Origin of the sequence: Arthrobacter sp. 131MFCol6.1 (genome assembly GCF_000374925.1) — a bacterium.
Taxonomy (GTDB): Bacteria; Actinomycetota; Actinomycetes; order Actinomycetales; family Micrococcaceae; genus Arthrobacter.
The window spans coordinates 627,849-650,429 of record NZ_KB895541.1 but is presented as its reverse complement, the minus strand read 5'-3'; the positions used below and the strand labels follow the sequence as shown (position 1 = coordinate 650,429).

22 protein-coding genes are annotated in these 22,581 nt (G+C 65.9%); 11 read left to right on the top strand and 11 right to left on the bottom strand.

What is annotated here, in order from left to right:
• Position 1: 1 nt before the first annotated feature.
• From C566_RS0103140 to C566_RS0103130, 3 genes are read right to left on the bottom strand one after another with little or no spacing between them, the layout of a single operon-like run.
• Positions 2–1,144, bottom strand: coding sequence for an FAD-dependent monooxygenase (locus C566_RS0103140; RefSeq protein WP_018772877.1), 1,143 nt, complete (start codon positions 1,142–1,144; stop codon positions 2–4).
• Between the two features lie 59 nt (positions 1,145–1,203).
• Positions 1,204–2,157 (bottom strand): aryldialkylphosphatase, encoded by a 954-nt coding sequence (locus C566_RS0103135; protein ID WP_018772876.1) that lies wholly within the window; start codon positions 2,155–2,157, stop codon positions 1,204–1,206.
• A 53-nt stretch (positions 2,158–2,210) separates the two neighbouring features.
• On the bottom strand, positions 2,211–3,221 hold the full coding sequence (locus C566_RS0103130) for a phosphotriesterase (RefSeq protein WP_018772875.1): 1,011 nt from the start codon (positions 3,219–3,221) through the stop codon (positions 2,211–2,213).
• A 314-nt stretch (positions 3,222–3,535) separates the two neighbouring features.
• Here C566_RS0103130 and C566_RS0103125 point away from each other — a divergent pair, with 314 nt between their 5' ends.
• The 7 genes from C566_RS0103125 (at position 3,536) to C566_RS0103095 (ending at position 10,626) form a co-directional block, all read left to right on the top strand.
• The gene (locus C566_RS0103125) at positions 3,536–5,266 is read left to right on the top strand and encodes an MFS transporter (protein ID WP_018772874.1); all 1,731 of its coding nucleotides are present in this window, start codon (positions 3,536–3,538) and stop codon (positions 5,264–5,266) included.
• Positions 5,267–5,320: 54 nt separating this feature from the next.
• Positions 5,321–6,493 carry a cytochrome P450 gene (locus tag C566_RS0103120; protein WP_018772873.1) on the top strand — a complete coding sequence of 391 codons (1,173 nt, stop codon included), beginning with the start codon at positions 5,321–5,323 and terminating at the stop codon, positions 6,491–6,493.
• Positions 6,490–6,684: a ferredoxin gene (locus C566_RS0103115; protein ID WP_018772872.1), complete on the top strand. Its 195-nt coding sequence runs from the start codon at positions 6,490–6,492 to the stop codon at positions 6,682–6,684. The genes C566_RS0103120 and C566_RS0103115 overlap by 4 nt, the downstream gene beginning before the upstream one ends.
• Entirely contained in the window at positions 6,681–7,925 is a 1,245-nt protein-coding gene (locus C566_RS0103110; RefSeq protein WP_018772871.1) for an NAD(P)/FAD-dependent oxidoreductase, read from the top strand. Before C566_RS0103115 ends, C566_RS0103110 begins: the two co-directional genes overlap by 4 nt.
• A gap of 28 nt (positions 7,926–7,953) precedes the next feature.
• Positions 7,954–8,568: a TetR/AcrR family transcriptional regulator gene (locus C566_RS0103105; protein WP_018772870.1), complete on the top strand. Its 615-nt coding sequence runs from the start codon at positions 7,954–7,956 to the stop codon at positions 8,566–8,568.
• A 36-nt stretch (positions 8,569–8,604) separates the two neighbouring features.
• Positions 8,605–9,078, top strand: a complete 474-nt coding sequence (locus C566_RS0103100) for a MarR family winged helix-turn-helix transcriptional regulator (RefSeq protein ID WP_018772869.1) — start codon at positions 8,605–8,607, stop codon at positions 9,076–9,078.
• A 90-nt stretch (positions 9,079–9,168) separates the two neighbouring features.
• On the top strand, positions 9,169–10,626 hold the full coding sequence (locus C566_RS0103095) for an MFS transporter (RefSeq protein WP_026266326.1): 1,458 nt from the start codon (positions 9,169–9,171) through the stop codon (positions 10,624–10,626).
• 240 nt (positions 10,627–10,866) lie between these two features.
• On the opposite strand, the gene C566_RS0103090 is transcribed toward C566_RS0103095, so the two are convergent.
• From C566_RS0103090 to C566_RS0103075, 4 genes are all read right to left on the bottom strand, one after another.
• Positions 10,867–11,625, bottom strand: a complete 759-nt coding sequence (locus C566_RS0103090; RefSeq protein WP_018772867.1) for a maleylpyruvate isomerase family mycothiol-dependent enzyme — start codon at positions 11,623–11,625, stop codon at positions 10,867–10,869.
• A complete protein-coding gene (locus C566_RS0103085) occupies positions 11,625–12,461 on the bottom strand; it encodes a fumarylacetoacetate hydrolase family protein (protein WP_018772866.1) in 837 nt (278 codons plus the stop codon). The genes C566_RS0103090 and C566_RS0103085 overlap by 1 nt, the downstream gene beginning before the upstream one ends.
• Positions 12,461–13,591: a cupin domain-containing protein gene (locus tag C566_RS0103080; protein WP_018772865.1), complete on the bottom strand. Its 1,131-nt coding sequence runs from the start codon at positions 13,589–13,591 to the stop codon at positions 12,461–12,463. Before C566_RS0103080 ends, C566_RS0103085 begins: the two co-directional genes overlap by 1 nt.
• 116 nt (positions 13,592–13,707) lie before the next feature.
• On the bottom strand, positions 13,708–14,529 hold the full coding sequence (locus C566_RS0103075; RefSeq protein ID WP_018772864.1) for an IclR family transcriptional regulator: 822 nt from the start codon (positions 14,527–14,529) through the stop codon (positions 13,708–13,710).
• 153 nt (positions 14,530–14,682) lie between these two features.
• On the opposite strand from C566_RS0103075, the gene C566_RS0103070 reads away from it, so the two are divergent.
• A complete protein-coding gene (locus C566_RS0103070) occupies positions 14,683–15,903 on the top strand; it encodes an MFS transporter (protein ID WP_018772863.1) in 1,221 nt (406 codons plus the stop codon).
• Positions 15,896–17,182: an FAD-dependent oxidoreductase gene (locus C566_RS0103065; RefSeq protein ID WP_018772862.1), complete on the top strand. Its 1,287-nt coding sequence runs from the start codon at positions 15,896–15,898 to the stop codon at positions 17,180–17,182. Before C566_RS0103070 ends, C566_RS0103065 begins: the two co-directional genes overlap by 8 nt.
• An 8-nt stretch (positions 17,183–17,190) precedes the next feature.
• Here the strand turns inward: C566_RS0103065 and C566_RS0103060 are convergent, their stop codons facing one another.
• Together C566_RS0103060 and C566_RS0103055 are read right to left on the bottom strand one after the other, a co-directional pair.
• Positions 17,191–17,853, bottom strand: coding sequence for a hypothetical protein (locus tag C566_RS0103060; protein WP_026266324.1), 663 nt, complete (start codon positions 17,851–17,853; stop codon positions 17,191–17,193).
• Between the two features lie 86 nt (positions 17,854–17,939).
• Positions 17,940–18,506 (bottom strand): dihydrofolate reductase family protein, encoded by a 567-nt coding sequence (locus tag C566_RS0103055; protein ID WP_018772861.1) that lies wholly within the window; start codon positions 18,504–18,506, stop codon positions 17,940–17,942.
• Between the two features lie 108 nt (positions 18,507–18,614).
• Between C566_RS0103055 and C566_RS0103050 the strand changes: the two genes are divergently transcribed.
• Positions 18,615–19,052, top strand: coding sequence for a VOC family protein (locus tag C566_RS0103050; protein ID WP_026266323.1), 438 nt, complete (start codon positions 18,615–18,617; stop codon positions 19,050–19,052).
• Positions 19,053–19,451: 399 nt separating this feature from the next.
• On the opposite strand, the gene C566_RS0103045 is transcribed toward C566_RS0103050, so the two are convergent.
• Positions 19,452–19,673, bottom strand: coding sequence for a hypothetical protein (locus C566_RS0103045; protein ID WP_018772859.1), 222 nt, complete (start codon positions 19,671–19,673; stop codon positions 19,452–19,454).
• 697 nt (positions 19,674–20,370) lie between these two features.
• A complete protein-coding gene (locus C566_RS0103040; RefSeq protein WP_018772858.1) occupies positions 20,371–20,703 on the bottom strand; it encodes a hypothetical protein in 333 nt (110 codons plus the stop codon).
• Positions 20,704–20,782: 79 nt separating this feature from the next.
• On the opposite strand from C566_RS0103040, the gene C566_RS21975 reads away from it, so the two are divergent.
• Complete coding sequence (locus C566_RS21975) at positions 20,783–21,046, top strand: hypothetical protein (RefSeq protein ID WP_026266322.1); 264 nt, start codon at positions 20,783–20,785, stop codon at positions 21,044–21,046.
• Positions 21,047–22,581: the final 1,535 nt, after the last annotated feature.

The window sequence follows — 22,581 nt, the reverse complement described above, 5'->3', positions numbered from 1 at the left end:
ATCAGGCTTTCGACTGTGCTGGTGCGTTGACGGTGGCGGGCTCCTGGGACGTGGGCTTTTGTCCCGGGAAGACATCATTGACCTCGTCCTCGGTCCACCCCTGACGCGAGATGCGCTGCAGCTCGTCCGTTACCGGCTTGCGGGTTGCCTGGAACAGGGCCAGCGCCTCCTTGACCGAGCCGGCCTCCGCCAGGGCATCGGCGAGCGCGCCGGCATCCTCGATGGCCGAGTTGGCGCCCTGGCCCTGGTGGTGCAGCATCGAGTGGGCCGCATCGCCCATGAGCACGACGGAGCCCGTGTGCCAGGTGTCAACCGGGTCGATGTCGTAGACGGCGCGGATGTTCACGGTGTCCATGTCGAGGCCGCGGGCGATGTTGACGATCCGCTCGTCGAAGCCCTCCACCGTCGCCACGAGGTCGTCCTTCGTGATTGTGGGGGCCCAAGTGCTGTCCGGGCACAGTGCGGTGATGTCGAAGGACATCTGGTTGCGGTGGCGCAGCGGCAACAGGTAGACCTTCGTGCCCCGGCCCATGTACATCCGCAGGTTGTCGTCCACCACCATGCCGTGGGCGTCGTCGGCGGAGATCACAGCGCGGTAGGCGTGTTCGCCGGAAAACACCGGGCCCTTGTTGCTGAAGAGCTGCTCGCGCACCACGGACTTGATGCCGTCGGCGCCCACCACCAGGTCGGCCTCGACCGTCTTGCCGTTGGTGAAGGTCAGGACGGAGCGGCCGCCCTTGTCCTCGATGGTCTCCAGCTTGTGGCCAAGGTGCACCATGCCCTCCGGCAGCACGCTCAGGAGGGCCTCGATGAAGTCGCCGCGGTGGATCAGGTGGGTCTGGGTCTGCTCGCCGAACTCCGGCCAGGTGTCCTTCATGATCGGGTCACCCGTGGCGGTGAGAATTTCGAAGTAGTCGCTCGGCGAGCTGACTTTCGCGATCGTGTCGAAGATGCCCCACTGGCGGAACCGGTGCATGGTGGCGGGGCGCAGCCCGATGCCGGCGCCGACCTCCCTCATCTGGGATGCCTGTTCGTACACGGTGACGTCGGCACCGAGCAGGCTCAGGGCCTTGGCCGCCGCTGCGCCGCCGTACCCCGCGCCGACGATGGCGATGTTGAGGTTCTTGATGTCTTCAGCCTTCATGGTTCATCTCTTTCTTGACTCTTTCTGGGCCCGGGCAGGTTGTGGTGGCCTGTCCGGGATCAGGCGTGAAGCGACAGGAAGTCGGCCGGGTTGTCCTCGAGCAGGAGTTTGAGGGTGGCGTCGTCGATGCCGGCCGCGCGCATGTCGGGGATCATGTCCTCGAAGATGTAGTTGATGGTGTGGCCCTTCACGCCCGGCCAGCCCAGCGGGCTGCAGTTCGCGTCGGCCGAGACGAGGAGCCTGTCCGCATAGCCCTTGTTCACCAGGTTGACGAAGTGCTGCATGCGTTCGGCGCGTTTGCGGCCCCAAAACGGCGGATCCGGCAGCTCGAGGTCGTAGCCGAAGGTGTCGAAGCCGATGCGGCCGCCCTGCTCGTAGATCCAATCGTGCGGGGTGATCGGAGCGTTTAGGCCGTCGTCGGCGTGGCCGAAGAGCACGCGGTCCAGCCCGAGGCCCTCTTCGTTGAAGATGGTCACCGCCGGTTCGGGGTCGATGGCCAGGTGGGTCAGGATGGGTGCTCCGGTGACGACGGCGGCGCGGGCCGCGGCCCGGTAAATGCGCTTGTCCAGGTCCGTCATGCGTCCGCCGCGGCTCACGCCGACCTTGATGACGCCGGCCTTGGCGCCTGTGTTGCCGATGCCGACGGTGATCTCGTGGATGAACACCTTCGTGAGGTAGTCCACGGTGGCGCGGGAGAAGTGCGGCAGGGCGGTGTCGCCGCCGACGAAGCCGGTGCAGGCAACGATGTGCACGCCCGTCTTCTGGGACAGGGACTTGTAGTAGTCGACGTCGCGGCCGTTGCAGATGCCCGTGGCGTCCACGAAGGTTCCGCCGCCGTATTCGCGGAACTTCCGCAGCTTTGGCACGGTTTCCTCGTAAGCCTGCTCCGGCGACTTCCACCACTTGGTGTCCAGTTCAGACCCGGGCATGCCGTAGCCGATATGTTCGTGGACCGCCACGATTTCCAGTTCTTCGGCCGGGATGGTTCCCAGCACGGTGTTGACCTTGGTCATTCGTTCACCTCAGGGGTTCGAAAAGCTTGATGTGTGTGGGGGCCGACGCGTGCCTAGCGCACGGTCAGCAGGTTGCGCGGGTTGTCCACGAGGATGCGCTGGGCGTCTTCTTCGCTCAGGCCGCGGGCCTTGAGGAACGGCACGAACGTCGTCAGGACGTGGCTGTAGGGCAGGTTGTACTCCGGCAGGCCCTTGGCAACGCCGATCGAGTTGCCCGACAGGATGATCCTGTTGGCATGGCCGGCCTTGACGAGCCCGAGCACCAGTTCGGCGCGATCGTGGTCGGTGAGGTAGTCCGGGTGGTCGTTCAGGCCCACGTGGTCGATGCCGACGAAGGCTCCCCGGCCGGCCACCGCAATGGCGGAGCCGGCGGAGTCCTTGCGGTCCAGATCGCCGACGATCACCCGGTCGGCTCCGATCTGCTCGTCCAGGACGATGTCCAGATCGTGCAGGGCATCGGCGCCGAAGCGGATGGAGACCGGGACGCCGGTGTTCCTGGCGGCGCGGGCGGAGCCGCGGAACAGGCTTTCCTCGGTCGGGGTCATGCCGGCGCGGTCGGCAACGGTTGCGACGATCCCGGCGGCGGCGCGGCGCTCGACCCGGGGAACCACCATCCCCTCAGTAACCTCCTTGCCGAAGAGATCGCCGAACTTTTCGGCCGGCCACGGGGTGGGCGGGTTGGTCTGCGGCGTCAGGAAGTATCCGCCGAGTTCTTCCTCCGGGCCCAGGCCCGTGGAGGCGACGATGTGGACGCCGGTGGAGCGGGACAACGCCTCGTAGAGCTTGAGGTCGCGGCCGTGGAACATGCCGGTGCTGTCGACGATCGTCTGGCCGCCGTGCGCGCGGAAGTCCTTGAGCTTGGCCGCCAGGGCCTCGAAGATCTCCGCCCGGTCCATGGAGATGTCCGGTGCGTACTGGGCGCCCGGGACCACCGACAGCAAGGCCTCGTGGAGCGCGACAACGCCCAGTTCCGAGGCGGGGACGGGACCCAATACCGTATTGACGGTTTGCCCGGCGGAGGCGTGGAACGCGCCACCGCTAACGACGGGTTTGGTGTGACTCACTTGGCTTCTCCCTTGAAGATCGGGTGCTGAATGTAGGGCGCCGCGGTGTCTGACCGTGCCGTAGCCCCGTTGCGGTGTAGCCAGCATCACATCTTTCTTTACAGCGTGTCAAGAAAACGTTCAAAGCGTAAGCGCGGCAAGAATCGGAGCGCTCATGAAGCCGACGTTCAGTAAATGTTCTTGACATTCTGTAAACCTTGACACCAAACTGTGGGGAGCGCCACACCCACCTCCGCCTGCCGGCTCCTGCTCCGGTAGGGCACTAGCCCTGGCGCTTCACCGGAGAATCGACCGGAAACAAAGGAGTTTCATCGATGAGTCAGACAATTTCGGCGCCGAGCCGCAGCTCGGTTCGAGCCACCTTCATAGCCGCTTACAGCGCCGTCACGCTGGCCCAAATCACCAATGCACTGCCGGGCGCCCTCAACGGCACCTTTGCCGTGGAATTCCACACCTCGGGCGCAGGCCTGACCTGGATCGCAGGCATGTTCATGATGGGCATCGTGGTGTTTGAGCTCAGCTGGGGGCTCCTGGGCGACCTGTTCGGACGCAAGAAGCTGCTCTACGCGGGCGCTGTGGTCAGCGTCGTCGGCTCCGTGCTGGCTGCGCTGGCGTCAACCACCGAGATGATGATCGCGGCGCAGGCGGTGGGCGGCATCGGGGCGGGCATACTCTTCCCCATTTCGCTGTCCATGATCGCGGCCATCACCCCGGACCATCGCGCCCGGGCGAAGGTTATCGCCACCTGGGCGGGGTTTCTGTCCCTTGGTGCAGTGATCTCACCAATGCTGGCAGGCCTGACGGCACAAGCCTTCACCGTGGCGGGTCCCGCGGCGGGCGCGCCCAACGCCTTCAGTGGGTGGCGCGTTGCCTATTACATTGCCGCCGCGATCGCCGTCGCTGTCCTCATCGTCGCTGTCCGGGCGCAGGACTCCGCAGCAGCCGACGGACGCAAGTTGGACATCCCCGGCCAGATCACGCTCGCGCTTGGCCTGATCGCTGTCCTCTTCGCCACCGTGCAGGCAGTCGACGCCGGATTCGGCAGCACCGAGGTGATCGCAAGCTACATCGCGGGCGGCATCCTCCTGGTCGCCTTCGTCATCATCGAAACACGCACCCGGCAGCCACTCATTCACCTGTCGCTGTTCAAGAACAGCGCCTACTCAATCACGGGTGTTGTTGCCGTCACCGGCATGTTCGCTTTCCTCGCGGTCTGCTACAGCACCAGCGTCGCCGTCGGCGGACTTGCCCTCGCCGAAGCCTGGAAGGTCGGCGTGCTGTTCGTCTTCATCCAGGGCCCGGCCTTCGCCTTCATCCCGGTGGTGGGCTGGCTCATCCACCACGTGGCCCCGCGCTGGGTGCTCACCGCGGGCTTCGCATTCATGGCCGTCTCCGCCTACTGGCTCTCGACGTTCTCCCTGGGCACGCCGGAAGCCTTCGGCGGAACTCCCTGGACGGCCTTCATTCCGCCGCTCCTGCTTTTGGGCATCGGGTTCGCGCTCACGGTCGGCTCCATCACTGCCGTGGCCATCAACACCGTGCAGCCGCAGCACATCGGCATGGCCTCTGCCACGACCAACCTCCTGCGCGACCTCGGGTTCGCCCTGGGCCCCGTCATCGGCTCAGCCATCGCCTTCGGAATCGGCGCCACCGTCTTCGCGGCACCCCTCGCCGGGATCCTCGGCGGGTTAGGGCTGCCGGCCGACGCCGTCGCCGGACTCTCGAACGTGCCGCCATTGGGCTACCTCTCAGGCTGGGATGGCGTCATCGCGCAGTTCTCCGGCCAGGCAACGGCCAGCGGCGCACCGGCCCAGGCCGTCGACGGCATGGTCAAGGCCCTCGGCTCCGCGCAGCAGCAGATCCAGGGCGTGGCCGGGACGTCCCTTGGCCAGGGCTTCCAGACCGTGTACCTGGCCGCGGGCATCTCGGCGGCCCTCTCCGCTATTCTCACCCTCTTCATCTCCGCACGTTCCTCGGCACCTACGCCGGATGCCATCGCGGAGACCTCGAAAACCACCGAAGCCAATGCCGAAGCGATCGTCTAAGCCAGACGGCCTCCGGCCCCGGGCCGACCACCTACCATCCATAAGGAGAACACCATGACTGCACCCACCGAATCCGGCATCGACATCTGGGACGACGACGTCCTGGTCGACCCTTACCCCACCTACGCCGCGCTCCGCGAGCAGGCCGCAGTGGTCCACCTCCCCAAGAACGACATGTACGTCCTGACACGCTACGACGTCATCCGCGACGCACTCGGTGATCCGGAGACCTTCTCGTCCACCAGCATCGGCTTCAACCCCATGGTGAACGAGGCCCTGCAGGGCACCTCCCTCGCCTCCGACCCGCCCATTCACACGCAGCTCCGCGCCACGCTGTCACAGAACCTCACCCCCCGGGCGCTCCGCGGCCTGAAAGTCGTCATCGACGAAAAGGCGGACAAGCTCGTCGCCGAGCTCGCCGCCAGCGGCAGCTTCGAGGCCATCGATTCCCTGGCTCGGGCCTTCCCGATCGAAATCGTTGCCGACCTCATTGGCTTCAGCGGGCACGTCAAGGACAACATGCTGCGCTGGGGCCAGGCCGCTATGCAGGTCATCGGCCCGCTGAACCAGCGCACCCAGGAGAGCTTCCCGATCGCCGGCGAGCTCTACGGCTGGTGCTCGTCGGTCACCGCAGAAGACCTCACACCCGGCTCAATCGGCCGAGGTATTTTCGATGCCGAGACACGCGGCGACATTCCCCAAGGCTCTGCGGGGCACATCATCCACCAATACCTGGGAGCCGGCGTTGATACGACAATCGCGTCAATCGGGAACATCATTGCGCTGTTCGGTCGCCACCCGGAGCAGTTCGAACTGGTCCGGAGGAACCCGGAACTGGTCCCCGCAGCGTTCGCCGAAGTGCTGCGCTACTGGGCCCCGGTCCACATCTGGGGCCGCAAGGCCATGCGCGACGTGGAGATCGAAGGCGTCACGATTCCCGCAGGTGCCCAGGTGGGCATCCTCTTTGGCGCCGGCAACCGCGACCCGCGGCACTACGAGGATCCCGACACCTTCGACGTGATGCGGAACCCCGTGGACCACCTGTCGTTCGGCTACGGACCGCACGGCTGCGCCGGCCAGGGCCTGGCGAAACTGGAAGCGCATGCGATCATTGAGGCGCTTGCCCGCAGGGTGAAAACGCTGACGATCTCCGACGAGGTCCGGGAGCCGAGCAACATCACGCGAAGCCTCGAATCGCTCCAGGTCGCCAAGGTGGTGGCAGCATGAGGATCCACCTCGACCGGCCGCGCTGCGAGGGACACGGCCTCTGCGAAGAAGCCGCGCCCCGGCTGATGCACCTCGACGACGACGGCGAGCTGGTACTCGACGTCCCGGACGTGGAAGGGGCTGACCTGGACGCCGCGAAGGCGGCGGTAAGGGTCTGCCCGGTTGCCGCACTGCGATTGGCCGCGGCATGACGATGCGAAAAATCGTGGTGGTCGGCAACGGCATCGCCGGACTCACGGCCTGCGACTCGCTGCGCTCGGCCGGCTTCGACGGTGAGCTCACTGTTGTGGGCGCGGAGCGCCACCAGCCCTACAGCCGGCCGGCCCTCTCCAAGGCGCTGCTGCACGCTGTCGAGGAGAACAGTGCCGACGGGAACGGTGACGGTGGACTCCAAGCGCATGTGCTCCCCGAGCCGACCCACGAAGCAACGGAGCTGCTCGGGGTCAGCGCCACGGGCCTGGACGTCGAGGCCCGGATTGTGCGCCTGGACGGGGGAGGGGAGCTGGCGTATGACGGCCTCGTCATCGCTTCCGGTTCCCGGGCAAAGCGACTCGATGCGGCTGCGCGAAATACGCAAAAGAAGGGAGCAGCGCCACCGCAACAGGACGGCCACCTCCGGGAACTCACTCTGCGCACCATCGAAGATGCGATCCTTCTTAAGGAACGCGTCGCATCGCGCCCCTCGGTTATCGTGATCGGCGGCGGAGCACTGGGCATGGAGGTCGCGTCCGGTTGCGTGCACGTGGGCTGCGAGGTCAGCCTCGTCGCCGACGTCAAGCCCCTGGCGCGTCAGCTCGGCGACCATCTGGCGGACATCTTCACCTCCGCCGCCATCCGGCGCGGACTGCGGGTGGTTGGCGGCGGGAAGGCCCGGCTTGTCGATCACGGTGCCGGGGTAAAGGTGGTTCTGGCCAACGGCACCGAGCTGGAGGCTGATCTCGTGGTCACCGCCATCGGCGATGAGCCGAACACCGGCTGGCTCGCTGGCTCGAACCTCCTCGTCGACGGACAGCTGCGCGTCGATTCGCGCGGCAGGCTCCGGCCGGACATCGTCGCCGCCGGCGACGTGGCGTCCTTCCCGACCCGCCGCGGGGTGGAACGGGTGCCCCTGTGGACCAGCGCCATCGACCAGGCCAAGATCGCCGGCGTCGGTCTGCTCAGGGGTGACGCGGCGCCCGAGTTCAATTTCCAGCCGTACTTCTGGACCGAGGCATTCGGCCTCTCGCTCAAGTCGGTGGGCTTCGCGCCGGCCCTCGGGGCTCCCGACTACTGCGAGTCCGGCGGGGGTGCGGACTCGATGCTGCTTCGCTGGGACAACGCGGACGGTTCCGGCACCGCCGCTGCGATCAACTACCGGATCCCAGTCCCCAAGCTGCGCCGGTTGGCCGACGCCGGTCCGGCCGCGCTGCGTGCGGCGCCCGCTCGCGCCTGACGCCGCGCAACACCGTTAGGATTGATCCATGTCGTCGTTGCGAGAAGCCCAGAAGCAGCTGACCCGCGACGTGATCGTCGAACGGGCGCTGGAACTCTTCACCGAGAAAGGCTACGCCGCTACGACGATCGATGAGATCGCCGCTGCGGCCGGCACCACCCGGGTGACTTTTTACGCCTACTACCCCACGCGCAGCGACCTGATGCGGGACTTCATGGCGCGCGTCAATGCCGTGCTGGACCGCGCGGACGGCCCCGACCGGGGATCGACGGCGGCAGACCTCGTCGACGTCGTCCGCGCAGGCGAGCTGCCGGGCATCCTGGCCTGGCTGGAGTCGCGGGCGGCGCTCTGGCCGGTTTTCCGCCCGTACCTCGACGTGCTCGAGGAGGCCGCCGCCGTCGATCGCGAGGTGCGCGCCTTAGTCGAAGGATGGCATGAGGAGGTCATCTCCGACCTCGTGCGCGGAATGGAGCTGGCAGGGCGCTTCTCCGAGGAGACGCACCACATTCGCGGCACCCTTGCCTTCACCTCGCTCGACTACGTGGCCACGCTCTGGACACGACGGAAGTTTGAACCAAACCGCGAACACGCCCTCGAGGTGCTCGCCGACAACTGGTACCACCTGCTCTGCGACGAAGGCTAAGCCCGCCGTCGCAGAGTGGACGCCTATGCTTATGGAATGGAAAGTATTGGCGCATGCGAAGGGCTGGCGAAAGCCGTCGACCACCGGGCCCTGGCCGTCGCGGTGATCGACATTTCCTCCGACGTCCGGCGGAAATCGCACAATGACACGGGCGTCCGGCCGCTGTCCAACGGCGTGCTGGAAATCCTCCGGGTCATCGAAGGCCACCCCGGCATCACCGTCGCGGAAGTCGCCTCCCGTCTGGGCCGGCAGTTCAGCAACGTCAGCGTCCAGCTGCGTGAGCTGGTCGCGGCGGGGCTGGTCACCAGGATCCGCGACGCCGCGGACAAGCGCTACGTCGCCCTCCACCCCACGGCGGAATCCCAGCGGATCAAGGCGCTCCTCGAGGGCGCGTGGGCGGAGGCGCTGGAATCGGCCAGTTACCGGCTGCTGCCTGAAGAGCGCGAGCAAATTGCCGCGAGCCTGCCCGCCCTGCAGCGCCTCGCCTCGCTACTCTCCGAACCCGAGTAGCGCACATCACCCCTCGCAACGGTCCAGGCCTTCTATCCTCGATAGTTATACTTTTATAAGTATTACTACTTTGGAGGATGGGACATGGGTATGGCAACACAGTTGGAAGAGTCAGTCGTCAGGCGGGGGAGCAGGCCAAGGAACCGCTGGTGGGCGCTGGTGTTCCTTGCCCTCGCGCAGTTCATGGTGGTACTGGACGGCACGATCGTCAACCTGGCACTGCCGCGTCTCCAGCTCGAGATGGGCATCAGCGACTCGACGCGATCCTGGGTGGTGACCGCCTACGCGCTGTCCTTCGGTGCTTTCCTGCTGCTCGGTGGCCGCATTGCAGACTTCTGGGGCCGCAAGCGCACGTTCATCGTGGCCGCCGTCGGCTTCGCCGTTGCGTCCTTGATCGGCGGCATCGCGCAGCAGCCCTGGGAACTGATCGGCGCCCGCACGCTGCAGGGCGTGTTCGCTGCCCTGCTGGCCCCTGCTGCCTTGGCGCTCCTGACCGTCGCCTTTCCGGGAGGAAAAGACCGCGGCACGGCGTTCGCGATCTTCGGCTCCATCACCGGCGTCGGTGCCGCCGCCGGTGTCCTGCTGGGCGGGTTCCTGACCGAACACGTGAGCTGGCGCTGGTGCTTCTTCGTGAATGTGCCGATCGCCGCCATCGCCCTCTTCGGTGTGTGGTCACTGGTCAGTGAAAGCAAGGCCCAGGGGTCCACCAAGTACGACTGGCCCGGGGTCATTCTGGCAGCCCTCGGCCTGGGATCCCTTGTCTACGGCTTCACCAACGCGGAGCATGGCTGGGATGCCCCCGAAGCCTGGGGCTTCATTGCCGCCGGCGTAGTTCTCATGGCACTCTTCGTCCTGGTCGAGACCAAAGTCAGGCATCCGCTCCTGCCGCTGCGCGTGGCCACCGAACGAAACCGCGCGGCCGCCTTCCTGGCGTCGTTCCTTTCCGGCGCTGTCCTCATTGGCGGCATCCTGTTTATCAACTTCTACATCCAGATCGTGCTGGGCTTCGCTCCGTTCCTCGCGGGGCTGGCTTCGCTGCCGATGACGGTCGCGGTGATCATCACGGCAGCGCTTGTCGCGAAGAACCTGCCGAAACTGGGGGCCAAGATCCCGACGGCCGTGGGGCCGGTCTTCATGGCGGCTGCGATGCTGTGGCTCACCCAGGTCAGTGCCGAGGGCAGCTACTTCGTCAACATGCTGCCGGCGCTGCTCCTCCTCGGCATCGGGCTGGGCATGGTGTTCGTGCCCATGCAGAACCTCGCCCTGTTCGGCGTGGACAAGGATGACTCCGGCGTGGCCAGCGCGTTGGTCAACGCCTCGCAGCAAATCGGCGGCTCGCTAGGCATCGCCCTGTTCAGCAGCATCGCCGCAGCAGCCTCGGCCGGCGGCGTGACGCTGGCGGCCCTCTCTGCAGGCTATGCCATGGTGTTCCTCTGGGCCGCAGGCGTCGCGATCCTGATCACCCCGATTGCCCTGCTGCTCATCACCATCGACCGCAGGAAGTTCACCGGCACCGACGGCGACACGCCAGTCGTCCACCTGGGCTGAGGCTGCCTTTGGCCTCGGGCCTGGCCGCAGCCCCTGGGCCGGACCGCAGCCCCTGGGCCGGACCGCGGTCCCGGGTCCGGCCGCGGTCCGGGGGCACTTTGGCGCGGACACGCCGTCAACCAGGGCTCCGGCGTCAAACATTGCCCGCAAAGGGCCCCCCGGGCGCCGGCAACCAGGCACGAAAGCGGAAGGCCCCCTCACCGAGGGGGCCTTCCGCTTTTGCGACCGTTTAGCCAGTGCTCAGATCCACTTCGGGGCGGCTGGGACCTTGCCGTCCAGGTCTGCAGTGCCGGGCCCGGTGGCGGTGACGCCGCTGGTGCCGCGGCCGGCGGCCCATTCGACGACGGCGGCGAGCGGTCCGGAGACCACCGTAGGGGTCGCCGAGGCCGTGTCCCCGAACGTCAGGCCGCGGTCCGTGACCTTGACGATGAGGTCCTTGTCGGTGCCGCGGGTTTTCCAGGCGCCGGTGATGTCCGTCAGCAGCCGCTCCAGCACGGGTGCTGGGATGTCGGCGAAGCTGGCGCCGTTGGCGAGGTCGACGGCGTGCATCCAGACTTCGCGGCTGCGCATCCAGACGGTTTCGGTGGCGGGCACTTCGCGGCCCTGGATTGTGCGGACCGTGTGGTGCCAGGCGTCCGACGGGAGGTCGCGCCATTCGACGTTCAGGTGCACGGCGGAGTGGTCGAACAGGTGCCGCAGCGCGATCGGGCTCAGCGTGGCGCCGAAGTCGATCTCGTGGTCCCGGACCGCGGTGGAGGCATACATCGGGGTTTCGACCCCGGTGGCCGCCCACTCGGCCAGGCGCGCGATGGCCCGGGCGTTGTAGCCGATGTGCGCGGTGATGTGGCGGCGGGTCCAGCCCGGCAGCAGCGAGTCGCCGTCGAGCTCCGCGTCACTGAGCTCGTTGAGCTTGCGGGCGAAGAACGCGGTGCCGCGCCGGGCCTGGAGCAGCGCCGCGAGCAGCTCCGGGTCCGTGGTCTGGTCCTCGCGGGCAACCATCAGGCTTCCTTGATGACGCGGTTCTTCAGCTGGCCCAGTCCCTCGATGGTGGTGACCAGGAGCTGGCCTTCCTGCAGGTAGCGCTTCGGGTCCTGGGCGTGGCCCACCCCGCCGGGGGTGCCGGTCGCGATCACATCGCCCGGGTTCAGCGTGATGATGGTGGAAATGTAGGAGACCAGGAACTCGGGGGTGAAGACGAGATCGCCGGTCGGGGTGCTCTGCTGGATCTCGCCGTCCACCGACGAGGTCATCAGCGGCCCGGCGGTAAATTCGTCCTTGGTGACCAGGGCCGGCCCGAACGGGGTGGACTTTTCCCAGGTCTTGCCCTGCAGCCACTGGATGGTGCGGAACTGGTAGTCGCGCATGGACACATCGTTCAGCACGGCATAGCCGGCGATGTGGTCCGCGGCGTCGGCCTCGGGGATCCGGCGGCCCTTTTTGCCGATGACGACGGCGAGTTCGGCTTCCCAGTCGACGGCGTCGGATTCCTGCGGCAGGGCCAGGTCATCGTTGGGGCCGATCAGGGATTCCTGGTACTTAGCGAACAGGGTGGGGAACTCGGGGACTTCCCGGCCCATTTCCTTGATGTGGTTGCGGTAGTTGTGGCCCACGCAGATGATCTTGCCGGGGGAGGGGACCACCGGGGCGAGGTCCGCGCCGTCGGCCGGGTGGGTCGCGCCGGCCGCGTTCTTCGCGGTCGCCTCCCAGCCTTCTGAACGGAGGAGTTCTCCGACGTCGGCGAAGCCGTCGATCTCGGTCAGGGTGCCGCCGTCCTGGCGCACAGCCACGGTCTCGGTAGCAGTGCCGTTTTTAGTGCGGAGGGTGAGGAGTTTCATTACTTGGTGCGTCCTTCGATGTAGGTGCGGTTGAAGTTCAGCCGTTCGAAAATGGGGGCGTCACTGAAACGGAACAGATCAAACTGCGTGCCGGCCTGCAGCGACCATTCCTGCCAGGACGGGACCACGAAGAGGTCGCCCTTGGCCAGGGTCCTGGTTTCGCCGTTCAGGACCACGGAGCCGGAGCCTTCGAAGACCTGCCAGACGCTGGAACCGACCTCACGGAGGCTTTGCGTGGCGGCGCCGGCGCGGAGGCGGTGGAATTCGGCCCGGATGGTCGGCATCACGTCCCCGCCGGTGGTGGGGTTGGTGTACCGGACCGCGGCGTGGCCCTGGGAAACTGTGGCCGGGTGGCCCTCATCCTCGAGCAGCAGCTGCTCGGCCAGTGCCCGGTCGGTGTATTCCCACCGGTAGGCCGCGATCGGGGAGCTCGTGGTGTCATCCAGGCCCGAGAGCGGCCGCAGGCCCGGGTGCGCCCAGAGCCGTTCGGAGCGGGAGATGTCCGGGGTGGCCTCATCGGTCACGCGTTCGGTGCCGAACTCGAAGAACCCGGCGTCGGCGTAGTGCACGAACGGGATGTCCAGGCCGTCGATCCAGGCCATCGGCTGATCGGTGTCGTTGTGGTGGCCGTGGAAGTTCCAGCCCGGCGTCAGCAGGAAATCGCCGCGGGACATCCGTACCGGGTCCCCGTTCACCACCGTCCAGACCCCTTCGCCCTCGACGACGAACCGGAAGGCGTTCTGCGAGTGCCGGTGCTCCGGAGCGGTCTCCCGGGCACCAAGGTACTGGATGGCCGCCCACAGCGTGGGGGTCGCATACGGGGTTCCGGCCAGGCCCGGGTTGGCCAGCGCAATGGCCCGGCGTTCCCCGCCCCGGCCCACCGGGACCAGATCCCCGGCACGTGCCGCCAGCGGATACAGATCACTCCACCGCCACACGTGCGGCACCGCCTTCGGGGTCGGGACCATCGGCATCAGGTCCGCGATCTCGGTCCACAGCGGGATCAGGTTCTCCCGGTCAAAATCCTGGTACAGCTCCTTGAGCTGGGCAGCCTCTTCAGGCGTGGGCTCCGGGACAGTGTGCCCCGCGGCCACTGATTCATGAGTCGTGTTCTCGGCGCTGATGGACACGTGGGCCTCCTCGGTAGGTCAGAACTCTATTGGCGTAGTTCGACTCTACGGATGCCGGCGTGTGACCCCGAGCATATTCTGCTCAACAGAATTCCTCGCGCAGTGCGCAGGTGCACTCAGTCCGGCTCGGCCGGGTTTGCGGCGATGTCGATCTCCAACTGCCGACAGGTTTCCCGCAGGGCGGGGACGAGTCCGGCGTCGAACACCCGGCGGAAGCGGGTCGCGGGAGTGGCGACGGTGATCGCGCCGACGACGTGCCCATGCCGGTTGTGCAGGGCCATCCCGAGGGCACTCACGCCCTCCTCGGTGCCTTCGAAGTTGGCTGCGAACCCGTTGCTGCGGATTGATTCCAGCTCGCGCAGAAATGCCGGAAATTCCTGGTCCGGGATGGTGTCGCCGCCGATTTCAGCGTTGTGGCTGCGGAACAACTGCTCGATCATGTGCGGTTCCAGTTCGGCAAGCATGGCCTTGCCGCCGGACGTCTTATTGGCAGGCATCACCGTTCCCTGCCGGTCACCAACACGCAACACGTTGTTCCCTTCCACAGTGGCCAGGAAGCGCACTTTCGTGCCCACCCGCACCATAAGGTTGACCGTCTCGTTGAGCTGCGCCGAGAGCAGCTCCATGTGCGGCTGCGCGAGGGTGCGGAGCATGCGGGTCCAGCTCAGCCCGGCGGGCCCAACGCCCATGGCCGGGCCGGGGACGTAGCGGCGGGTTTCGTCCTGGACGGCGAAGCCCCGGTAGACCAGCATCGCCAACAGGCGGTGGGCGGTGGAGGGGGCCACGCCCAGCTCGACGGCGGCGTCCTTGAGCCGCAGCGCGCCGCCGTCGCGGAGGAGCTGGAGAAGCTGCAACGCGTTGTCCACCGCCTCGATGGAATAGGTCGGCCGCTTCTGAACGGGCTTGCGGGCGGACTTTGCTGACGGGTTGTTCTGCACATCAGAATTGTATTGTGGTTCACCTGCGGCGGCTAGGACAGTGGTGGCATGAATCACACACCTTCCGCTGCAGCGCCGGAGCGGCCAACCCCGAGTCTTGACGGCTCGACCACCGCTGATGGGCCTGCATCACGGTTCTCCAAAGGCTCGGCAATGGCCGTCCTCGTCTGCTGGCTCCTGGTGGTCTTCGATGGTTACGACCTGATCGTCTACGGCACGGTCCAGTCGTCCCTGATCTCTGAGACCGGCTGGGGCCTGAACAAGGCCACCGCCGGAACGATCGGCTCAATGGCCTTCGTCGGCATGATGATCGGGGCGATCTTCGCCGGTCGGATGGCTGACTCCTGGGGCCGCCGTCGCACCATCCTGGGGTGTGCCATCGTCTTTTCGATCTTCACGATCCTGTGCGCGTTCGCCCCCAGCGCCCCCGTCTTCGGTGTTCTGCGGCTCCTCGCCGGCATCGGGCTCGGCGGCCTGGTGCCCTCGGCCAATGCGCTCGTGGCCGAACTTGTCACGGCCAAGTGGCGGTCCACTGTCGCCACCCTGATGATGTCCGGCGTCCCGATCGGCGGATCGATCGCGGCCCTCGTCGGCATCCAGCTGATTCCCGCCTTCGGCTGGCAATCCATGTTCCTCGTGGCCGTGCTCGCACTGCTGATCGTGGTGCCACTCGGACTCAAATATCTCCCGGAAACCCTGACACGGGTCAGCGCCACAGCCGGCAAGGACCATGCGCTCAAGGAGCCGTCCGGTTTCAAATCCCTGCTCCGCGCCCCGTACCTGGGCGTCAGCGTGCTGTTCGCCCTGGCGACGATCGCCACCCTGTTTGCCTGGTACGGGCTGGGAACCTGGCTGCCCAACCTCATGCAGCTGGCCGGCTACAACCTCGGGTCCGCCCTGACCTTCGCCCTGGCCCTGAACCTGGGCGCGGTGGCCGGCTCGGTCATCACGGCCTGGGCCGGGACCCGCTTCGGTCCGATTCCGACGGCGATCGCCGCGGCCGCCGTCGCCGCCGGCGCGCTCGTGGTGCTGGTTACGGGACCGCCGGTCACCGTCGTCTATCTCATGCTGGTCCTCGCCGGCGTCGGCACCCACGGCACGCAGTGCCTCATCATCGCCGCGGTCGCGAGCCACTATCCCGGCCACCTGCGCGGCACCGCGCTGGGCTGGGCGCTGGGGACGGGCCGCATCGGCGCCGTGGCCGCCCCGCAGGTGGGCGGCCTCCTGCTGGCCGCCGGGCTGGGTGTCAATTCCAATTTCCTCGCCTTCGCCGGTGCAGCCGCCATCGCGGCGGTCCTGCTGGCCGCCGTCGGCCTCAAACTCAAGTCCAAAATCTCAACCCCTCACTCACTTACAGGAGCAAGCAATGTCTGAGCACGCCCCGTCCACCAGTTCCCTGTCCACCGACGGCTCGTCCACCGATGTCCTCGTCATCGGAGGGGGAATGGCCGGACTGGCCGGAGCCCTCGCGCTGCGGGAAAACGGCGCCAACGTCACCCTCGTGGAACGGGCCCCCGAATTCGGCGAGGTCGGCGCGGGGCTGCAAATGGCCCCCAACGCCTCCCGGGTCCTGAAGCGCTGGGGCCTGCTGGAGAAGGCCCTGGAGATTGGCGTCCAGCCCAAGCACCTGGTGTTCCGCGACGCCGTCACCGGCGAGGAGCTCACTCGCCAGAGCCTCGGCGGGGAATTCGAGGAACGCTACGGTGCGCCCTACGTGGTGATCCACCGCAGCGACCTGCACCGGGTCCTGCTCGAAGGCTGTGAAGCGGCGGGCGTGAAACTCGTCAACGACGTCATGGTCGAGAGCGTGGAGACCGTGAACGGCAGGGGAGTGGCCCACACCGCCGCCGGCGTGGACTACGAGGCCGACGTCGTGATCGGCGCCGACGGGCTCAAGTCCACCCTGCGTCCGCTCGTGGCCGGCGACGAGCCGGTTCCCTCGGCCTACGTCGCCTACCGCGGCACCGTGCCGATCACCGAACACACACCCAAGGCAGACCTCGAGGACGTCATTGTCTACCTCGGACCGGACTGCCACCTTGTGCAGTACCCGCTGCGCAAGGGCGAGCTGCTGAACACCGTAGCCGTTTTCAAGTCCGCATCCTTCGAACGTGGCGAGGAGCAATACGGCGGAGTGGACGAGCTTGAGGCCGCGTACAAGGATTGCGTCCCCGCCGTCCAGGCTGCGTTGAAAAACCTGGGCACCAGCATGCGCTGGCCCATGTACGACCGCGATCCGATCGAAAACTGGGTGGCTGGCCGGATGGTGCTGATGGGCGACGCCGCGCACCCGATGCTGCAGTACCTGGCCCAGGGCGCCTGCCAGGCGCTCGAGGACGCAGCCGTGCTGCAGGACGTCAGCAATGGCACCGTGTTCACCACGGACGGCGTCAACCCCGACGCCTGGGACGGCGCGATTAAGGAGTTCAACAACCTCCGTGCCGGCCGCACCGCCAAGGTCCAGCGCACCGCCCGCGTCTGGGGCGAATCCTGGCACGTCTCCGGGCTGGCCCGGACGCTGCGCAACCTGCTCTTCAAGAGCCGGATGGACAACGACTTCCGGTACAACGACTGGCTGTACGGCCAGGACGGCGACGGCGTGCCGGCGGCCCGCGCGGCCCGCTCCGGCGTGGCGGACAAGATTTCCGCCTGATCCGGGCGCTAGTGCTGTCCGGGCTCTCCCGGCGCCGGCGGGTACGGCGGGTACGGCTGCTGTACCGTCGGCGCTTGGGGCGGGTACTGACTCTGCGGGGGATACTGCCCCTGCTGGGGCGGGTAGGGCTGTCCCTGGGCGTAGGGGGACGGAGCCGGCCACGGGGGCTGCTGTACCGGGGCGTATTGCGGCTGCATGGGTGTCCTGGCGTAGGCGGCCTCCGCCCGTGACTTTGCCCGGGCCTCGACGGCCCGGGCGGAGAAGAACCGCTGATGCCCGAGATAGACCACCACGAAGAGGCCGACGGCGACGGAGAAGAACGCGACTGCGGTCACCCCGGAGGTCAGGCCCCGCATGAGGCCGTAGATGAGCGTCAGCAGGCCGCCGATCAGGAACCCTCCGGCGAACAGTGGCTTCCTCGATTCAGTCCAGATGCTGGCCCCCAGGATCACAAGAGCGGAGACGAGCGCCGCAATGGTGACGTTGCGGTTGTAGTCGTGCACCGCCGACTGATGGGCGTCGATGGCTGCCTGCCTGGCCGCGGCGTCGAGACCCACCAGCGACGACAGTTCAGGGGCTGGATAGAAGGTGGCGATGCCGAGGCCAACGAAGAGCACGATGATGATGCCCAGGCCGATCGAGTAGAGGACGCGCAGGGATTTTTCGGTCATACCCCTATCATGCGTAGGCAGTCAGGCCGGGGCGGGGAGGCGCGCCTCCCGGCGACAAACGGCGTCGTCCAGGGCGGCCTTTCCGCCTATTTCTTGATCTCGTAGCGCAGGAGGACCACGCCGTTTTCGAACGGCGTGGCCTCGACCAGCGCCAGGTCCTGCCGATCCTCGAAAATGCGCGTTCCCTTGCCGCGTGACACCGGGCAGACCCGCATTTGGACTTCGTCGACAACACCGGCATCCAGCAGGAAGTGCATGAGTTTCATGCTTCCCCACAGCCAGAGGTCCTTGCCGTCTTGCGCCTTGAGCTCCCGGATGGTGGCGGCCGGGTCACGCGTCACGGTCGCGGCGGGAAAATCGCCCCAGGGGGCGTCATTCAGCTTCGATGAGGCGACGAACTTGGTGAGGTTGTTCAGCTTCTCACCAAATTCGCCCTGTTCGTCGGCGTACGGCCAGTAATCCTTGGACTGGGCGTAGGTATTCGCGCCCAGAATCATCGTGTCGACCGAGTCGATGAACGCCATCACGCTCGCCTTGAACGCCGGGTCGGTGGTCTCGGAAAAAGGCTCACCGGACACAAAGCTGAGCCCGCCATCCTCCTCTGCGGCGATGTTGTCGACGGTAACCCACTGCTGGACTATGAGCTTTCGCATGGCGCCAACTGTAGCCCGCCGTGGCGGTCCACGCGCCCCATTTTTTAGGCGGTGGGCGGCTCGGTGCGGGCCGACGGCGACAAGCCTCGGTCACCTAAGCTCTGGGGCATGACGATTTACAGGATGGATCACGTCGGAGTTGTGGTCGAGGATCTCGCGGCCGCTATCGCGTTCTTCGTCGAACTGGGACTGGAACTGGAGGGCGAGGCAGCGGTCGAGGGTGAATGGGTGGACCAGCTCGTCGGCCTTGACGGCGTCCGAGCGGACCTCGCCGTCGTGCGGACACCGGACGGCCATGGCCGGGTCGAGCTGTCGACGTTCCACACGCCGGTGGCCACCAGTCCGGCGCCGAGGGCGCCGATCAACACACCGGGCATCCCTCGCCTCACGTTCGCTGTCGACGCCGTCGACGACGTCTTCGAGCGCCTGCGCGCCCACGGCGCCGAACTCGTGGGGGAGGTGGCGCAGTACGGGGACATCTACCGGTATTGCTATGTCCGCGGCCCGGCCGGGATCATCATCGGGCTGGTCGAGGAGCTCCGCTGAACGTCATTCAGGGCATCGGTGTCCCGACGTGCAGGCCCCCTGAATCCGTCGCATGGCACTTAATGGTGATGGGGGAGTAGCCGAGCGCCTCCGCGGTAATGGCTACGAGCGCGAGTTAGGTGGTCTCGTGCTCGGTTCCGAGCCGTGCAGCCCCCGTGTTGAAGACGCTGCCAAGACGTTGCGCTGGGTAACTGTTGGTGATTGTGTCGTCCGGGGGAGACACCGGGGCAGTCGGGGATGGTCAGAACGGACCGCCGTCCGGGTCCTAAACCAGTGAATGCCGCCAAGTCGCGGAACAGCCGCAGCGGGAGCTTGCCGCCGGCAGCGTACTCGCCGTCGATGAGATAGTCGATATGGTCGAAAGCCGCTGCATCTCTGCCTCAGTGAAAGCGCGACGTCTCAACAAAGCATTTTGCCGGCCGGGCGCTCGGGAGTTTTCCACTCGAAGCTGATCCAGCTCGGAATGTCCCTGAACGCACATTCAGAAAACTGACTCAGCGATACCCAGGATGCGACAGCCCGGGACAGCATCGCCTCGGCATTGCTGGAGGAACGCCGCGTCGTGATGCTGATCTGCTTTTCACCGGCCCGCAATCCGGCAGGAATTTCGTCGATGTCCACCGGACGTCAATGCCACAAAAACTCATCTCATACGGGAGTTCGGCAGCCACTCCACCTCTGACTATTCAAGCGCCGATAATCAACATTATGTCAAGTAGAAGTGATTCAGCGCAGAATCTGCAGATTAGGACCCGGTGATACGCACTCCCCGGCCTCGACTGCCTGGACGACGAAGTCCGCGCCGTGACAGGGATCTGATCCTGTTCTGCGGTTCGTCGGGAATCAGGCCGGGCTTGTAAACGGCTGGTACGATCCGGGGACGTGAAAGCCTGGTCCGCCGGTTCGTGGACCACACCGGGCATTTTCCGTGGGACTTGAGCGTCGGCGATGCCGACGAGTTCTTCGCCCACGAGCGCTCGATCCTGAATCTGGCGTTCGCCGCCATCCGCGCGGTACCAGACCCATCTGAAGGTGTTCTGCGACTTCCTGACCGGTCCGGACAATGAATGGGACCGGGTCTGCCTTCAGGGGTTCGGCCGCTCCCCCGCCCAGATCATCACCGAATTCAACCGGGCCCGGCACGCCCAGAACAATGAGCAGGCACCCGTCAAACGGCCCTTCACCCGAGCAGAGCTGCAAGGCTTCGTCTATCTGGCCGACCTCGAAGTTGAACGGGTCCTGGCCGCGGGACGTAAGGCAATCGATCGCGGGAACCGGGAGCAGAGTTCGACGAATCTGAGTCTCCCCTGGGGGCGGCTTATCTGCCCCTGCCTATTTGGTCTTCGGGGTCTTCTGGGTCCAGGGGAAGAGCCGCCGCGATACGCCGCCGGTTCTCCGCGGCCGATGACCGGACGCGCTTCAACCGGAGCCCTCCCCGAACCAGGAAAAAGCCGGCCACGAGCATAACGAAGGCCACCATAGTTGCTGCCCAATAGGTGCTCGGATCATTAGCTTTGGGTTGGAACACGACGGCCAAGATAATGGCTACCAGCATCGTGAGATTGGCGATTTTCAAGGGCCCGAGCATGGAGTAGACGGACTGCCACGTCGCCTTGCTGGACCTACCCTTGCCTGTTCCCTCAACGTCCATGCGGAATTTTCCCCCAGTGTTTCTCACCGCGAGCGTACCTGCCGCTTCTAGGCAGGGGAAGGCATGAAACAGCGCCCGCATGGGATTCCCATGTCTCGCCGCTAACATCCGGCTGGCCGTTGACCCGACCACCAGGCACGCCATTCGGACCTTCTTCATCTGGGCGGTCAAGAACCGGACCTGCACCAACATCACCATCGGCCACCGCCAAGCCAAAACCATGCCGTTGCTGAGTCAGGAACAGCGGCTCGCCATGCTCAAGGCCTGCCTCACCGACGACGTCGACACCCTGCCCTACCGGTGGCCGCCACGCTCCTGCTGCTCTACGCCCAACCAGTCGTGAACATCGCCGCGAAGAAAAGTACTGATGTGATCATCGCGCCCAACGGTCTCCGCCTGTCCCTCGGCGAAGGCGACCCCTCGCCCATCCCGGAGCCGTTGGCGTCGTTGCTCGTAGAACATCTGGCTTCGCGACCGAAACATGCGAACAGGGAGCAGTTCCGGCAGCGAGTGGCTGTTCCCTGGTTACCGGCCCGGCCGGCACATCCACCCCAATACACACTTATTGAGCGCTTCAGGGAACTGAGCATCAACCTCCTTGGCACGGAACGCATCCCTCCGCGCGCTCGCTACCGAAGTCCCCCGCTCGTAGCCGAAATGCTCGGCTACAGCTACCAAGTCACACAAAGCGCGCCACTGCAGCAGCGGATCCGCGGTCTCGATATGCTGCACGCTGACGGTACGCTCATCAGAAAGGGTTAGGGAGTACACATGGCGCCCGGAACCTTATTCGGTCTGGTGGTGATGGGAGCTGGCATTTTTGTCTTCGCCATTTCACGGGCCCTCACTGATCGCGCAGCGAGAATCCGGGCGGAGTGGTTGCAGCCAAGTCTAGACAGGCCGGCATTCAAACGGCGCAACGTCCGAATAGTGCGGCTCATGGCGGGATCGTGGATCGCGCTCGGCGTCGTCTGTGCCGTCGTTGGTCTAGTGTCAGGCCGCTGACCGCGGCGGCACATTGGCTCACTGCTAACCCACTCGACAGAATCGGGCTGCACTATCGCCCTGCCCTTAGAGCGCCGAAGCGGACTCCGTGGCCGGGCACAGGTTAATTCGCAAACGAATATGCACTGTTACCACCCGATGGCGATTTCAATAATGACGCTGATATCGCTACTACTGCCACCGATGACGGGCTTTTACGGAGTCCCGGCCCTTGCATACGCCTCCGCAGGGGTTCTCATACTGTCGCTGCCGCTCTTTTCGCTGAAGGTGCCATACCCCGTCAATGATCTGAGTCCAGCAAGAGGCACAAGGGCCAAGCCCCTATCCGAGCAACAGCGGGCATCCATGTGGCCATTTTCGGTGGCGTGGACGACAGGCTATCTGCTCGCCGGATGCTACGTGTGGACGATTTATCGACAATACGGCTAAGGCGCCGTCCAGTGTAACTGCCCTGATTAGTCCAGAATTGAATGTGCGCGGTTGCCAGTAGAGACTCTGCAGATTGAGACCCGGTGATACGCACTCCCCGGTTCAGGTGTCTGGATAGGCGTGGACGCATTGATCCAGTGAGCGCACCTGGACAGGGCACTATAAAGCGACGTCGTGCGAGACTACCAAGCATGGTAACTGCCGCTTTCTACTTCGCGACCCTGGAGGACCAGGCGACGCTGCTGGACTACTTGGGAGAACCGCACACGGTCACATTGCATCCGTGGCCAGTTGTTCGAAGTCCCCTGGATGCCCTCAGCCGTGAGGAGGCCCTCGCCGTCCCGCAAGTGATGTTAGCCAACCGGGTCCTCGGCCCACCACTGCCGACCCACCCGGGTGACCGCGCGATGGATCAGCCTACGAAAGCTGGCGTCTTCAATAGGC

What these genes read in the sequence shown, in the direction of transcription:
- C566_RS0103140 (WP_018772877.1), bottom strand. Translation starts at nt 1,144, where the DNA reads ATGAAGGCTGAAGACATCAAGAACCTCAACATCGCCATCGTCGGCGCG.
- C566_RS0103135 (WP_018772876.1), bottom strand. Translation starts at nt 2,157, where the DNA reads ATGACCAAGGTCAACACCGTGCTGGGAACCATCCCGGCCGAAGAACTG.
- C566_RS0103125 (WP_018772874.1), top strand. Translation starts at nt 3,536, where the DNA reads ATGAGTCAGACAATTTCGGCGCCGAGCCGCAGCTCGGTTCGAGCCACC.
- C566_RS0103120 (WP_018772873.1), top strand. Translation starts at nt 5,321, where the DNA reads ATGACTGCACCCACCGAATCCGGCATCGACATCTGGGACGACGACGTC.
- C566_RS0103115 (WP_018772872.1), top strand. Translation starts at nt 6,490, where the DNA reads ATGAGGATCCACCTCGACCGGCCGCGCTGCGAGGGACACGGCCTCTGC.
- C566_RS0103110 (WP_018772871.1), top strand. Translation starts at nt 6,681, where the DNA reads ATGACGATGCGAAAAATCGTGGTGGTCGGCAACGGCATCGCCGGACTC.
- C566_RS0103105 (WP_018772870.1), top strand. Translation starts at nt 7,954, where the DNA reads ATGTCGTCGTTGCGAGAAGCCCAGAAGCAGCTGACCCGCGACGTGATC.
- C566_RS0103100 (WP_018772869.1), top strand. Translation starts at nt 8,605, where the DNA reads ATGGAAAGTATTGGCGCATGCGAAGGGCTGGCGAAAGCCGTCGACCAC.
- C566_RS0103095 (WP_026266326.1), top strand. Translation starts at nt 9,169, where the DNA reads ATGGCAACACAGTTGGAAGAGTCAGTCGTCAGGCGGGGGAGCAGGCCA.
- C566_RS0103090 (WP_018772867.1), bottom strand. Translation starts at nt 11,625, where the DNA reads ATGGTTGCCCGCGAGGACCAGACCACGGACCCGGAGCTGCTCGCGGCG.
- C566_RS0103085 (WP_018772866.1), bottom strand. Translation starts at nt 12,461, where the DNA reads ATGAAACTCCTCACCCTCCGCACTAAAAACGGCACTGCTACCGAGACC.
- C566_RS0103070 (WP_018772863.1), top strand. Translation starts at nt 14,683, where the DNA reads ATGGCCGTCCTCGTCTGCTGGCTCCTGGTGGTCTTCGATGGTTACGAC.
- C566_RS0103065 (WP_018772862.1), top strand. Translation starts at nt 15,896, where the DNA reads ATGTCTGAGCACGCCCCGTCCACCAGTTCCCTGTCCACCGACGGCTCG.
- C566_RS0103060 (WP_026266324.1), bottom strand. Translation starts at nt 17,853, where the DNA reads ATGACCGAAAAATCCCTGCGCGTCCTCTACTCGATCGGCCTGGGCATC.
- C566_RS0103055 (WP_018772861.1), bottom strand. Translation starts at nt 18,506, where the DNA reads ATGCGAAAGCTCATAGTCCAGCAGTGGGTTACCGTCGACAACATCGCC.
- C566_RS0103050 (WP_026266323.1), top strand. Translation starts at nt 18,615, where the DNA reads ATGACGATTTACAGGATGGATCACGTCGGAGTTGTGGTCGAGGATCTC.
- C566_RS0103040 (WP_018772858.1), bottom strand. Translation starts at nt 20,703, where the DNA reads ATGGACGTTGAGGGAACAGGCAAGGGTAGGTCCAGCAAGGCGACGTGG.
- C566_RS21975 (WP_026266322.1), top strand. Translation starts at nt 20,783, where the DNA reads ATGGGATTCCCATGTCTCGCCGCTAACATCCGGCTGGCCGTTGACCCG.